At 71.9% G+C, this 14,048-nt stretch carries 10 protein-coding genes; all 10 read right to left on the bottom strand.

All coding sequences use genetic code 11. The annotated features are described in order from the left end of the window. Window positions 1-174: 174 nt before the first annotated feature. From H9640_RS15885 to nuoF, 10 genes are read right to left on the bottom strand one after another with little or no spacing between them, the layout of a single operon-like run. Window positions 175-1,197: a polyprenyl synthetase family protein gene (locus tag H9640_RS15885; RefSeq protein ID WP_307823980.1), complete on the bottom strand. Its 1,023-nt coding sequence runs from the start codon at window positions 1,195-1,197 to the stop codon at window positions 175-177. Beyond that, window positions 1,194-3,023, bottom strand: a complete 1,830-nt coding sequence (gene nuoN / locus H9640_RS15880; RefSeq protein ID WP_191791743.1) for an NADH-quinone oxidoreductase subunit NuoN — start codon at window positions 3,021-3,023, stop codon at window positions 1,194-1,196. Before nuoN ends, H9640_RS15885 begins: the two co-directional genes overlap by 4 nt. After that, entirely contained in the window at window positions 3,020-4,585 is a 1,566-nt protein-coding gene (locus tag H9640_RS15875; RefSeq protein ID WP_191791742.1) for an NADH-quinone oxidoreductase subunit M, read from the bottom strand. The genes nuoN and H9640_RS15875 overlap by 4 nt, the downstream gene beginning before the upstream one ends. 7 nt (window positions 4,586-4,592) lie before the next feature. Beyond that, window positions 4,593-6,632, bottom strand: a complete 2,040-nt coding sequence (gene nuoL, locus H9640_RS15870; protein ID WP_191791741.1) for an NADH-quinone oxidoreductase subunit L — start codon at window positions 6,630-6,632, stop codon at window positions 4,593-4,595. 10 nt (window positions 6,633-6,642) lie between these two features. Beyond that, complete coding sequence (gene nuoK / locus H9640_RS15865) at window positions 6,643-6,942, bottom strand: NADH-quinone oxidoreductase subunit NuoK (RefSeq protein WP_138825647.1); 300 nt, start codon at window positions 6,940-6,942, stop codon at window positions 6,643-6,645. Between the two features lies 1 nt (window position 6,943). Continuing rightward, window positions 6,944-7,867 (bottom strand): NADH-quinone oxidoreductase subunit J, encoded by a 924-nt coding sequence (locus H9640_RS15860; RefSeq protein WP_191791740.1) that lies wholly within the window; start codon window positions 7,865-7,867, stop codon window positions 6,944-6,946. Beyond that, window positions 7,864-8,532: an NADH-quinone oxidoreductase subunit NuoI gene (nuoI, locus tag H9640_RS15855; RefSeq protein WP_191791739.1), complete on the bottom strand. Its 669-nt coding sequence runs from the start codon at window positions 8,530-8,532 to the stop codon at window positions 7,864-7,866. The genes H9640_RS15860 and nuoI overlap by 4 nt, the downstream gene beginning before the upstream one ends. Beyond that, complete coding sequence (nuoH, locus tag H9640_RS15850) at window positions 8,525-9,982, bottom strand: NADH-quinone oxidoreductase subunit NuoH (RefSeq protein WP_191791738.1); 1,458 nt, start codon at window positions 9,980-9,982, stop codon at window positions 8,525-8,527. The genes nuoI and nuoH overlap by 8 nt, the downstream gene beginning before the upstream one ends. Then, a complete protein-coding gene (locus tag H9640_RS15845) occupies window positions 9,979-12,714 on the bottom strand; it encodes an NADH-quinone oxidoreductase subunit G (RefSeq protein WP_191791737.1) in 2,736 nt (911 codons plus the stop codon). Before H9640_RS15845 ends, nuoH begins: the two co-directional genes overlap by 4 nt. Further along, a complete protein-coding gene (gene nuoF, locus H9640_RS15840) occupies window positions 12,714-14,048 on the bottom strand; it encodes an NADH-quinone oxidoreductase subunit NuoF (RefSeq protein WP_191791772.1) in 1,335 nt (444 codons plus the stop codon). The genes H9640_RS15845 and nuoF overlap by 1 nt, the downstream gene beginning before the upstream one ends.

Here is a 14,048-nt window from a genome sequence, read left to right as displayed (position 1 = left end):
CCGGGAGGTCCGGCCCACGTCCACGAGCCGAGACGGTGCCGGACGGCCCTGCACCCCACGCGGCCACCGGCCGCCCGCCCACCGCCCGCGCACCACGACCGAGGGCGGTGCGCAGGACCCGTGGGTCGTGCGCACCGCCCCCAGGGGTTCGTGCTGCTGCGGTGGCGAGAGGTCTCAGGCCGCGCGGTCCGCCAGTGCCTGGGCGAACGCGACGAGCGCCTCCTTGACCGGTCCGGCCGGCAGGGGCTCGAGCTCGTCGATCGCCGCGCGAGCCCACCCGACGGCCAGCGCCCGGGTCTCCCCGAGGACCTCGTGGGCCCGCAGCGCGGCGACCGCGGCAGCGAGCTCCTCGTCCCCCGAGAGATCCGAGTCCAGGAGGTCGACGAGCGCGGCGTCGGCCGCGGTCCCCGTCCCTGCCGCGACGCGTGCGCGCAGCAGCAGCGCCGGCATGGTCGGCACCTTCTCCCGCAGGTCCGTGCCCGGGGTCTTGCCGGACTCGGCGCCCGAGGAAGCGAGGTCGAGCACGTCGTCGGCGAGCTGGAAGGCGACACCGAGCTTCTCGCCGTACTCGGCGACGACCTCGACGACGGCCTGGTCGCAACCGCCGAACATCGCGCCGAGCCGAGCCGAGGTCGCGAGCAGCGAAGCGGTCTTGTCCGCGAGGACGCCCAGGTAGTGCTCGACCGGGTCGTCGGACTCCGAGGGGCCCGTCGTCTCGTGGAGCTGGCCGAGGCACAGCCGCTCGAAGGTGCGCGCCTGGATGAGGACGGCCTCGGGCCCCAGCGCCGCGACCGTCGACGCCGCACGGGCGAAGAGCAGGTCTCCGATGAGGATCGCGACCGAGTTGCCCCACACGGCGTGCGCCGACGGAGCACCGCGGCGCACGGGCGCGGAGTCCATGACGTCGTCGTGGTAGAGCGAGGCCAGGTGGGTGAGCTCGACGACGACGGCCGCCTCCACCACCTCCGGCCTGGCGCCGTCGCCCAGCTCCGCGCACAGCAGCGCGAGGAGCGGGCGCAGGCGCTTGCCGCCGGCGTTGACGAGGTGGCGGGACGCGGAGTCCGCGAGCCCGTCGGAGTGCGCGACGGCGTCGCTCAGCCTCGCCTCGACGGTCGTGAGGCGTGCGGTGAGCGTCGCGGCGAGCTCCGGATCGGTCAGGGGGATCGCCGTCGTGGAGACGGGTGGCACAGTGGTCACGGTCTGAACTTAGCCGCCTCGAAGGCCAGATCGAGAACCGAGGACGGCAAAACGCCGAGAAGGATGACGCCGATCACACAGATCGTGATGGCGATCGTGGTGAATCCCTCCGACCGGACGACCGTGACACGGCTCGCGAACGCGGCCACGGAGCGGGCCTGTCCGCCTGTCGCCCCTGTCGTCTCGACGACCTGCTCGCCGTCCTGGTCCGCGCGCGGTGCGGCTGCACCGGGCTCCGTGACGGCGTCCGACGCAGCCCGCGGCGAGGGCGTGAAGAACATCAGCACGATGACCCGCACGTAGAAGAAGACCGCGACGGCCGAGGCGATCACACCGATCAGGGCGAGCGGCCAGGCGCCCACCGCGACGGCCGACTGGAACGCCGTGAACTTGGCGATGAACCCCGCCGTGAGCGGGATCCCGGCCATCGACAGCAGGAAGAGCGCGAACGCGCCCGCGAGCCACGGGCTCCGCCTGCCCAGCCCGGCCCACTCCGTGAGGTGCGTGGCCTCACCCAGGACCGCTCCGCCGTCGGGCGAGGTGGTGGACGTCCCCGCGGACCCGGCTGCCGTGGCGCCCGGCACCGCGCCGACCGTCGCGAGCTCCGCCTCGGCGGGGACCACGACGGGCTGCGGGGCGCGCTCTCGCACGAGCGTCACGACCGCGAACGCTCCCACGGTCGCCAGGCCGTACGCCAGCAGGTAGAACAGCAGCGCGCGCACGCCGAACCCGCTCAGCTCGCCGAACCCGACGAGCGCCACGACCAGGAAGCCCGCGTGCGCGATCGACGAGTACGCGAGCAGGCGCTTCATGTCGGTCTGGATGACACCGATCACGGTCCCGACGATCATCGTGAGGATCGCGACGACCCACAGCGCGACCACGAGCTTCTCCTGGAGGTCGGGCGGCAGCGCCGAGCCGACGACGTACAGCACGCGCAGGAGCGCCCCGAAGGCCGCGGCCTTGGTGCAGGCCGCCATGAAGCCCGTCACAGGCGTGGGGGCGCCCTGGTAGACGTCAGGGGTCCACGAGTGGAACGGCGCGGCCCCCACCTTGAACAGCAGCCCGGCGAGCACCATGACGAGGCCGAGCAGCACGAGGCTCGTCATGCCGTCGAGACCGCCGCCCTCCAGGAGGGCGCCACGCACGTCCGCGAGCCGCACCGAACCGGCGAAGCCGTAGACCAGCGCGACCCCGAAGATGAAGATCGCCGACGCGAAGGCCCCCAGCAGGAAGTACTTGAAGGACGCCTCCTGCGACAGGAGCCGACGACGCCGCGCGAGCGCCGTGAGCACGTACAGCGGAAGCGAGAGCACCTCGAGCGCGACGAACATCGTCAGCAGGTCGCCCGTCGCGGGGAAGATCATCATGCCGCCGACCGCGAAGAGCACGAGCGGGAACACCTCGGTCTGCTCGAGACCGCGCCGCCGCGCGAGGTCCTCGTACGCCGAGCCCGGCACGGCCGCGGCCGTGGGAGCGAACGCGTCCTGCTTGGTCGAGGTGCGGTCGGCGATCACGAGCGTCGCCAGGAGCGCGAGGACCACGACGATCCCCTGCACGGCCAGCCCGAACGGGTCCACCACGAGCGAGCCGCCGAGCACCCTCACACCGCTCTGCTCGAGCACGTCGGGCCAGAGCAGGACGATCGACGTGAGCGCCCCGGCGAGCGCGGCGAGCGCGAGCACGACCTGCACCACCCGGCGGGCACGGTCGGGCACGAAGGCCTCGACGAGCACCCCGACGACGCCCGCACCCAGCACGACGATGACCGGGACGAGGTAGGCCCACTCGATCACGGGGGCCACGAAGGCGGCTGCGGTGGTCACGAGTCGCTCCCTTCAACGCTGAGGAGATCAGGGGTGGTGGGCGGGTTCTCGACGCCCACGGCCGTCATGGTCGCGTCCGCGGGCTCGCGCACGAGGTCGAGCGCCGGGGCCGGGTAGAAGCCGAGGACGAGCAGGGCAACGACCAGGGGTGCGACGACCCACTTCTCGCGCGCCCCGAGGTCCGGGGTACCCAGGAGGTCCTGCGGGGCCTTGCCCGTGAAGACCTTCTGGTAGGTCAGCAGGACGTACAGGGCCGCGAGCACCACGCCCAGGACCGCCACGAGAGCTGCCGGGTGGCTGCGGGAGAACGTCCCCACGAGCACCATGATCTCCGAGACGAACGTCGAGAGACCGGGCAGGGACAGGGCCGAGAGACCCGCCACGAGGAACGTGCCCGCGAGGACCGGCGTGACCCGCTGGAGCCCGCCGTAGTCGGCCAGGCGCTGCGAGCGTGCGGGGTGCCGCGCGACCAGGAACCCGGCGAGCAGGAACAGCGCCCCGGTCGAGATCCCGTGGTTGAACATGTAGAACGAGGCACCGGAGACGCTCAGCGACGTGAACGAGAAGATCCCGAGGACGATGAAGCCGAAGTGCGACACCGAGGTGTACGCGATGAGCCGCATGATGTCGCTCTGACCGATCGCCATGAGCGCGCCGTACAGGATCGAGACGACCGCGAGCACCACGACCACGGGCGCCGCCCACTGGCTCGCGTTCGGGAAGAGCGGCAGGCACAGCGTCAGCATGCCGAACGTGCCCACCTTGTCCAGGACGCCCACGAGCAGCGTCGAGGTGCCCGCGGGGGCGTGCTCGGCGGCGTCGGGCAGCCAGGTGTGGACCGGGAACAGCGGCGCCTTGATCGCGAAGGCCAGGAAGAACCCCAGGAAGAGCAGCCTCTCGGTGCTCACCGCCAGCGGGTTCGCGGCGAGGTGGTCGACCAGGTTCTGCGTCAGGAAGCCCTGCTCACCGCCCGGCCCGTTGAGGTACAGGGCGATGACCGCGACGAGCATGACGAGCCCGCCCGCGAGCGAGAACAGCAGGAACTTCACGGCCGCGTAGCGCCGCTGCGCCCCGCCCCCGAACCCGCCGATCATGAAGTAGACCGGGATCAGCATGGCCTCGAACAGCACGTAGAAGAAGAACACGTCGCGGGCCACGAAGACCGCGACCATGAACGCCTCGAGCAGCAGCACGAGCCCAAGGTAGTGGCGGAGCTTCGCGAGGTCGCCGTCCTGCTCGCGCCACGCCGCCAGGATCACGAGCGGGACGAGAAGGACCGCCAGCCCGACCAGCAGGAGCGCGACCCCGTCGGCCCCCACCGCGTAGCTCACGCCGAGCTGCGGGATCCACGCGTGCGTCTCGGTGAGCTGGTACGTGCCCGCGTCGGCGGTGTCGAACGCGCTGATCGCGAGGCCCAGGAGCACGAGCTCGGCGAGGCCGAACACGACCGCCACGGTCCGCAGGTGCTTGCGCGCCGACGTGGCGCCCAGCCCCCAGACGGCGGCCGCGCCGACGAGCGGCAGGACGATCAGGAGAGTCAGCCAGGGAATCTCGGTGGTCATCGGTCCCTCAGCTCCCTGTTCCGGTGGTCACGGCGAGGACCACCGCGACGATCACGATCAGGCCGGCGAGCATCGTCGCCGCGTACGACCTGACGAATCCGTTCTGCATGCCGCGCAACTTCTCCCCTGTCGCGCCGACGAGGCCGGCAAGACCCATCCAGCCGCCGTCGACCATCTGCCGGTCCCCGTAGACGAGGGACCGCGTGAGGTACTGCCCGGGCCGCATGAACACGGCCTCGTTGACCTGGTCCTGATAGAGGTCCTTGCGGGCCGCGCGGGTCAGGACCGAACCGTGCGGCGGGACGATCGGGACACGGGACACCGCGAACTGACGCCAGGCCAGGAGCACGCCCAGCAGGACGAGGACCAGGGTCAGCGTGATGAGCGACCACACCGGCAGCACCGGTTCGGCGTGCTCGGCATGGCCCGTGACGGGCGAGAGCCAGTCGACGAACACGTCGCCTATCGCGAGCAGCCCGCCCAGTGCCACCGAGCCGACCGCGAGGACGATCATGGGCGCCGTCATGAGCGCGGGCGACTCGTGCGGGTGCTGCACGGGGCCGTCGGTCGAGAGAGGCCCCGTGGGGTTGCCCGACCCGTCGTTCCAGCGCTTGTGCCCGTGGAAGGTCATGAAGAACAGGCGCGACATGTAGAACGCCGTGATGCCCGCTCCCAGCAGCGCGACGCCGCCGAAGACCCACGCGCGCCACTCCTGGCCGTCGATCGGCACGAACGCCGCCTCGATGATCTTGTCCTTGGACCAGAACCCGGAGAACGGCGGGATCCCGAGGATCGCGAGCCAGCCCAGGCCGAACGTGACCCAGGTGACCTTCATGTACCTCGACAGTGCGCCGAAGCGGCGCATGTCGACCCCGTCGTCCATGCCGTGCATGACCGAGCCCGCCCCGAGGAACATGCCTGCCTTGAAGAAGCCGTGCGTCACGAGGTGGAAGATCGCGAACGCGTACCCGATCGGTCCCAGCCCGGCCGCGAGCATCATGTAGCCGATCTGCGACATCGTCGAGGCCGCCAGGACCTTCTTGATGTCGTCCTTGGCGCAGCCGACGATCGCCCCGAACAGGAGCGTGACCGCGCCGACGAGGACCACGACGAGCTGCGCCGTCGGGGCTCCGTCGAAGATCGGCGCCGAGCGCACGACCAGGTAGACGCCCGCGGTGACCATGGTGGCCGCGTGGATGAGCGCCGAGACGGGCGTGGGGCCCGCCATGGCGTCACCGAGCCACGCCTGGAGCGGGAACTGCGCCGACTTGCCGCACGCGGCGACCAGGAGCGCGAGGGCGATCGCGGTCAGCAGCGCCGTGCCCGCCCCCGGGGCGTCGGCGAAGACCGTCGCGAAGTCCACCGCGCCGAAGCCCGCGAACATGAGCATGAGCGCGACGATCAGGCCGAGGTCGCCCACGCGGTTCATGATGAACGCCTTCTTGGCGGCCACCGCGTTGGCCCGCTCGTGGTTCCAGAACCCGATCAGCAGGTACGAGGCCAGGCCCACGCCCTCCCAGCCGACGAACAGCACGAGGTAGGAGTCCGCGAGGACCAGGACCAGCATGGCCGCGACGAACAGGTTGAGGTACGCGAAGAACCGGCGCTTGTCCTTGTCGTGCTCCATGTACGCGACCGCGTAGACGTGGATGAGCGTGCCGACGAACGTCACGAGCAGCACGAACGTCATGGACAGCGGGTCGAGCCGCAGGCCCACGCCCACGTCGAGCCCGCCTGCAGCGATCCAGTCGAAGAGCCGGTGGTCGACCACCCGCTCGTCGGCGGGCAGGCCCAGCATCGAGAAGAACACCACCAGCGCGACGACGAACGCGCCGCCCGACATGAGCACCCCGAACCACGCACCCCACCGGTCGCTGCGCCGTCCCGCGAGCAGCAGGACCGCGGCCCCCAGGAGCGGCAGCAGGATCAGCAACGGGGCAAGCAGGAACGGCCCGGGCACGACGGTCGAGGCCGGGACGATCTCCTGGGTCGGCAGCGCGGCCGGCACGACGTGCGCGAGGGCTGGAAGCAGAGTCACCGTTGGCATGCCTGCCCTCTCAGTTCTTCAGCAGGTTGACGTCGTCGACCGAGGCCGAGCGGCGGGTACGGAAGATGGCCACGATGATCGCGAGCCCCACGACGACCTCGGCCGCGGCCACCACCATCACGAAGAAGGCGATGACCTGACCGTGGAGGTCACCGTGCATGCGGGCGAACGTCACGAACGTCAGGTTGGTGGCGTTGAGCATGAGCTCGATGCCCATGAAGACGATGATCGCGTTGCGTCGCAGCAGCACGGTCGTCGCGCCGATCGCGAAGAGGATCGCGGCGAGCACCAGGTAGTTGGTCAGCTCCATGTCAGCTCTCCTTCCCGTGCTCGGTGGTCGGCCCGGACGTGGTGTCGGTCGGGAAGGCCCCCGGCTCGGCCGCAGGCACCGGCGCCTCGCCCGACAGGTCCGCGGCGGCCTCCTCGTCGGTGGCGGCCGTGAGCTCGGGGAAGCGCCGGGCCGTCAGCTCGGGCTCGTGCTCGGCGAGCACGGCCCGCTCCTTGGCGAGGATCCGTCCCGCGGAGCGCTCCTGCCCGCGGATGCGCAGGATGCGCGAGACCGAGTGCTCGATGGGGCGACCCTGCGGGTCGAGCGCGGGGGTGTCCATCGCGTTGTTCTGCGCGTAGACGCCCGGCGCCGGAAGCGGGGTCAGGAGCCCGCCCTCGGCGAGCGCGGCGACCTTGGCGTCGGAGATCTGCCGCTGCCCGACGCGCGGCACGAGCCGGCGCCGGTGCGTCAGGACGAGGGCCGCGATCGCCGCGGTCACGAGCAGGATGCCGACGACCTCGAGCGCGAACACGTAGTCGGCGAACAGGATGCGGGCGAGCGCGACGGGGTTGGACTCGGCGTTGGCCGCCGTGAGCCCGACCGAGGGCGGGAACGTCGCCTGTGCGACGACCCCGACCAGCACCGAGCCGAGCCCCAGCCCGAGCAGCACCCCGATGAGGCGCTGGCCGCGGATGGTCTCGACGAGCGAGTCCGACGCGTCGACGCCCACGAGCATGAGCACGAACAGGAAGAGCATCATGACGGCGCCCGTGTAGACCACGATCTGCACGACGCCCAGGAACGCCGCCTCCTGCGCGATGTAGAGGATCGCGAGGCTGATCATGACGAACACGACGCAGATCGCGGCGTGCACGGCCTTGCGGGCGAACAGCAGGCCGAGCGCGGCCAGCACCATGAGCGGGGCGAGGACCCAGAACAGGACGACCTCTCCCCCGCTGACGGTCACCGGACCACCTTCCGGACCTCGGGGCGCCGTGCGGCGGCGGGGTCCTCGACGGGCGGCAGGGTCGGGTCGTCGGGCCGGTGCGCACGCACCCAGTCGATCTGCTCGGGCACGGGCCCGGTCACCTCTCCCCGGTAGTAGTCGGTGTCGGTCGTCCCGGGCACCATGGGGTGCGGGGCGGCGAGCATGCCCTCGCGCAGCGGCGCGAGGAGGTCTTCCTTCTCCCAGATCAGCCCTTCGCGGGTCGGTCCGGTGAGCTCGTACTCGTTGGTCATCGTGAGGGCCCGCGTGGGGCACGCCTCGATGCACAGCCCGCAGAAGATGCAGCGCAGGTAGTTGATCTGGTAGACGCTGCCGTAGCGCTCGCCGGGCGAGCGGTACGCCCCGTCGGGCAGCGCGGAGTTGTCCGCTCCCTCGACGTAGATCGCGTCCGCGGGGCAGGCCCAGGCGCACAGCTCGCACCCGATGCACTTCTCGAGGCCGTCCTCGTACCGGTTGAGCTGGTGGCGACCGTGGTAGCGGGGCTTGGTCGGCACCTTCTCGAACGGGTACTGCTCGGTCACGGTCGGCTTGAACATCGAGGAGAACGTGACCCCGAATCCGGCGACGGGCGCGAGCAGCCCGCCGAGCCCCTTCCTCTGGGGGATCAACGACTCGTAGTCAGCCACGGGGGACCTCCTCGTCCTGGGCGTCGGGAGCTGCGAGGCCCCCGCCGGATGGCGGGCTGCCCTCGGGGACCAGGCGCCGGGCTCGGCGCGAGGCGCTGGGCAGGGACTGGCCGGGCAGCGGCGGGACGGGGAAGCCGCCCGCGAAGGCGTCGAAGGGCTCGGGCGAGGCGGTGGCCGCCTTGCGATAGGGCGAGGTGCCCGACGGCGTCGCTCCCCCGGCGTCTCCGGCTCCCCCTCCGGGTTCCTTGCGGGCGGGCCACAGGAAGATCGCGAGCAGCGCGACGGCGAACAGCGCACCGGCAGCGACGAGGATCGTGCGGTTGTCGACGTCGCCGAAGCGGATCATGCCCTGGACGACCGCGAGCACGACGATCCAGGCGAGCGCGGCCGGGATGAGGATCTTCCAGCCGAACTTCATGAACTGGTCGTACCGCAGGCGCAGGAGCGTCCCGCGGACCCACACGAACACGAACATGAAGGCCCAGACCTTGACGAGGAACCAGAGGATGGGCCACCAGCCCTCGTTGAACATGCCGTCGTTGATCGCGGACAGCGGCCAGGGGGCGCGCCACCCGCCCAGGAAGAGCGTGGTCGCCACGGCCGAGACGTTGATCATGTTGATGTACTCGGCGAGGAAGAACCAGGCGAACTTCATGGACGAGTACTCGGTCATGTAGCCCGAGACGAGCTCGCCCTCGGCCTCCGGGAGGTCGAACGGCAGGCGGTTCGTCTCGCCGATCATCGCGATGATGTAGATGACGAAGCTCGGGATGAGGATGAGGGCCCACCAGACGCGCGTCTGGGAGTCGACGATCTCCGAGGTCGACATCGAGCCGGCCATGATGAACACGCTCACCAGGGCCAGGCCCATCGCGAGCTCGTAGCTGATGACCTGGGCCGTCGAGCGGACCGCGCCGAGCAGCGGGTAGGTGGAGCCCGAGGACCAGCCGCCGAGCACGATCCCGTACACGCCCACCGAGGCGCACGCCAGGATGTAGAGCACCGCGACGGGGAAGTCGGTGAGCTGTGCGGGCGTCGAGTAGTCCGTGAACGGGATCGTGACGTTCGGCCCGAAGGGGATGACCGCGAACGTCAGCAACGAGCAGAACACCGCGATCATGGGCGCCAGGATGTACACGAACTTGTCCGCCGCGGAGACCGTGAGGTCCTCCTTGAGCAGCAGCTTCATGGCGTCCGCGAGCGACTGGAGCAGCCCGAAGGGCCCGTGCACGTTGGGTCCGGGACGGACCTGCATGCGGGCCACGACCTTGCGCTCGAACCAGATGGCGATGAGCACGCTCGTGAGCAGGAACACGATGATGAGGACGGCCTTGACCAGGTAGGTCCAGCCGTTGTCCTGCGAGAAGTCGGCCGCGATCCCCGGTACTCCCGGAGTCTGTGTGACCAGGGCCGCCTCGGAGGCCAGGGCCAGGTTCAGCAGGCCGGTCATGATGCTCCCCCGTCGGTGGGCTGGGTGGACCGTGCGGTCACGGTGGACCGCGCGGCGGGCTCGATCCGCACGAGCGTCCCCGGCGCGACGCCGAGGTCGCGGTGGACCTGCGACCCCTGCGAGCCGAGCGGGAGCCACACGACGTGCTCGACCATGTCGGTCACCACGACGGGCAGCTCGATCGACCCGCGGTCGGTCGAGACCCGCACGACGTCGCCCTCGAAGAGGTCGGCCGCAGCGGCGGTCGTCGCGGACAGGCGGGCGACGGGGCGCTTGGCGGTGCCGGCGAGGAACCGCTCGCCGTCCTGGCCGCGGCCTGCGTCGAGGAGCAGCCGCCACCCGGCGAGCACCGCGGTGCCCGGCGCGACTGCGGGCGGCTCGGCGGCCGCGGCGGCGGGTGCCGCCGAGCGTTCGCCGTCCCAGGTGCCGAGCTGGTCGATCTCGGACCGGACCTCGTCGAGCGTCCGGGTCCCGAGCGTGACTCCCGCGGCGTCGGCGAGCGCGTCCAGGACGCGGTGGTCGGGCATCGCGGTCGTGGCGAGCGCCGCGGGGAAGGTCCGCACGCGGCCCTCCCAGCTCACGAACGACCCGGCCTTCTCGACCGGCGGGGCCACGGGCAGGACCACGTCCGCGAGCGCCGTGACGTCCGAGGCACGGACCTCGAGGGACACGACGAAGCCTGCGGTGCCCAGCGCGCGACGCGCGTGGTCGGGGTCGGGCAGGTCGTCGGTGTGCAGGCCGCCGACGAGCACCCCGCCGAGCTGCCCCACGGACAGCGCGTCGAGGATCTCCCCCGTGTCGCGTCCGGTCGCCTCCGGGAGGTGCTCGACGCCCCAGGTGACGGCCACGTCGACGCGTGCTGCGGCGTCGGGCACGGGGCGTCCGCCCGGGAGGAGGCCCGGCAGCGTGCCTGCCTCGACCGCGCCGCGCTCCCCCGCCCGGCGCGGGACCCACGCGAGCCGTGCTCCCGTGCTCTCGACCAGGCGCAGCAGCGCCGAGTACCCCCCGGGGACGCCGGCGAGACGCTCGCCCACGAGGACCACGGCTCCGGGCCGTGCGAGCGCTTCGCGCAGGGCCGAGACCTCGGTGGGCTCGTCGACCGACTCGGGCGCGTCGGGGCCCACGGCGCCCTCGTGGCCGAACAGGGTCTGCGTGCCCGAGGCGAGCGCGTCGAGCCACTCGGGCTCGGTGCCGGGCGCTGCCCGCAGGAGCGTGCCGTCGAGGCGCTGCACGCCCCGGCTCGCGAAGGGGGCGATCGAGAAGACCCGCAGGCCACGCTTCTGCACGCCCTTGCGCAGGCGCAGGAACGTGACGCCCGCCTCCTCCTCCGCCTCGAGGGCCACGAGGAGCACGGCGGGAGCCTTCTCGAGCTCGTCGAACGTCACGCCCAGCCCCGTGCCCGCGACGCGGTGGGCCAGGAAGTCGGCCTCCTCGGCCGAGTGCACGCGGGCGCGGTGGTCGACGTCGTTGGTGCCCAGGACCACGCGGGCGAACTTGCCGTACGCGTAGGCGTCCTCGACGGTCAGGCGACCGCCGGGGAGGACCCCGACGCCGCCCGCCGCGCGGGCCCGAGACAGTCCGTCGGCCGCGACCTCGAGGGCCTCGGCCCAGCTCGCGGGGCGCAGCTCGCCGCGCGCGACACGGCCCTCGGTGTCGACCTCGCGGTCGCGCACGAGCGGGTGGGTCAGGCGGTCCGGTGCGTCCTGCCAGTGGAACGCGAAGCGGTCCTTGTCGGTGATCCACTCCTCGTTGACCAGCGGGTCCTCGCCCGCCAGGCGCCGCAGCACGACGCCGCGGCGGTGGTCGACGCGGATCGCGGACCCGCACGCGTCGTGCTCGCCGACGCCCGGGGTGGAGACCAGGTCGAAGGGCCGCGAGCGGAAACGGTACGCCGCGCCCGTGAGGGCCCCGACCGGGCAGATCTGCACGGTGTTGCCGCTGAAGTAGGACGCGAACGGGCGACCCGACTCGTCCTCGAGGGCCGCCCCGACGGGGGCCTCGAACCCGGCCTGCGCGCCGTAGGGCATCGCCGCCGCGGGAGTGCTCGGCTCCGCGTCACCGTCCGCGAACCCCAGGACGCGCGCGTCGTACCGGCCGATCTGCTGCTGCGCGCCGCGCTTCTGCAGGTCGATGAACGCGTCGCCCGCGATCTCTGCGGAGAACCGGGTGCAGCGCTGGCACAGGACGCAGCGCTCGCGGTCGAGCAGGATCTCGGTCGAGATCGCGATGGGCTTGGGGAACGTGCGCTTGACGTCGACGAAGCGGCTCGTCGCGCGCCCGTTGCTCATGGCCTGGTTCTGCAGGGGGCACTCGCCGCCCTTGTCGCACACCGGGCAGTCGAGCGGGTGGTTGATGAGCAGGAGCTCCATGACGCCGTGCTGCGCCTTGTCGGCGACCGCGGAGGTGTGCTGGGTCTTGACGACCATGCCCGGCGTGGCCTCGAGCGTGCACGAGGCCTGCGGCTTGGGCATGGGGCGGACGTTGCCCTCGCGGTCGGGGGTGGCGACCTCGACGAGGCACTGGCGGCACGCGCCCGCGGGGGCGAGCAGCGGGTGGTCGCAGAACCGCGGGATCTGGATGCCGACCTGCTCGGCGGCACGGATGACCAGGGTGCCCTTGGGCACGGCCATCTCGATGCCGTCGATCGTGAACGACACGTCGTCGGGGCGGGCGGGGGGCTTCGCGCCTCCCGCCGCGACCGCGCTCGACGGGCCGGGCGTCGTGGTCGTCATCAGTGCGCTCCTGCCGTCAGGGCCTGCGGGGCACGCCGGGGCGTGTAGTCGAACAGCGCGGCGGCCGAGGGGTCGAACGGGCAGCCGCGCCCGGTGATGTGCGCCTCGTACTCCTCGCGGAACAGCGCGATGCTGCTCGTGACGGGCGAGGTGGCACCGTCGCCGAGCGCGCAGAACGCGCGGCCGAGGATGTTGTCGCACGTGTCGAGCAGGACGTCGAGGTCGCCCTCGGTGCCCGTGCCGGTCTCGATGCGGCGCAGGATCTGCTTGAGCCAGTACGTGCCCTCGCGGCACGGGGTGCACTTGCCGCACGACTCGTGCGCGTAGAAGTCCATCCACCGGCTCACGGCCCGCACCACGCACGTGGTCTCGTCGAAGATCTGCAGCGCGCGCGTGCCGAGCATCGAGCCCGCCGCCGCGACCGACTCGTAGTCGAGCGGGGTGTCGAGGTGCGCGTCGGTGAACAGGGGCGTCGAGGACCCGCCCGGCGTCCAGAACTTCAGGCGGTTGCCGCCGCGGACCCCGCCGGCCATGTCGAGGAGCTCGCGCAGCGTGATGCCGAGCGGCGCCTCGTACTGTCCCGGACGGACCACGTGCCCCGAGAGCGAGAACAGCCCGTGCCCTGCGGAGCGCTCGGTGCCCATGGACTTGAACCAGTCGGCGCCCTCGTTGACGATCGCCGGGACGCTCGCGACCGACTCGACGTTGTTGACCACGGTGGGCCGCGCGTACAGGCCCGCGACCGCGGGGAACGGGGGCTTGAGTCGCGGCTGGCCGCGCAGGCCCTCGAGCGAGTCGAGCAGCGCGGTCTCCTCGCCGCAGATGTACGCCCCGGCGCCCGCGTGGACCGTGACGTCGAGGTCGAAGCCCGAGCCCTGGATGTCCTTGCCCAGGTACCCGGCCGCGTAGGCCTCCTCGACGGCCCGCAGCAGGCGGCGGTACACGTGCAGGACCTCGCCGCGCACGTAGATGAACGCGTGGTCGCACCCGATCGCGTACGACGTGATGGCCACGCCCTCGATCAGGAGCTGGGGGCTCGCGAGCATGAGCGGGATGTCCTTGCAGGTCCCCGGCTCGGACTCGTCGGCGTTGACGACGAGGTAGCGGGGGCCGCCGTCGGGCGCGGGCAGGAAGCCCCACTTCATGCCCGTGGGGAACCCGGCGCCGCCTCGGCCGCGCAGGCCCGAGTCCTTGACGACCTGCACGACGTCCGCTGGCGGCTGCGCGAGGGCCTTCGCGAGGCCCGTCCAGCCGCCGCCGGCGACGTAGGCGTCGAGGGTCCAGGAGCGGTCCGCGTCCCAGGTCTCGCTGAGGATCGGGGTCAGCGGGTCGAT

The organism is Oerskovia gallyi (genome assembly GCF_014836745.1).
GTDB classification, from domain to species: Bacteria; Actinomycetota; Actinomycetes; order Actinomycetales; family Cellulomonadaceae; genus Oerskovia; species Oerskovia paurometabola.
This window is presented reverse-complemented; position numbering and strand designations above follow the sequence as displayed.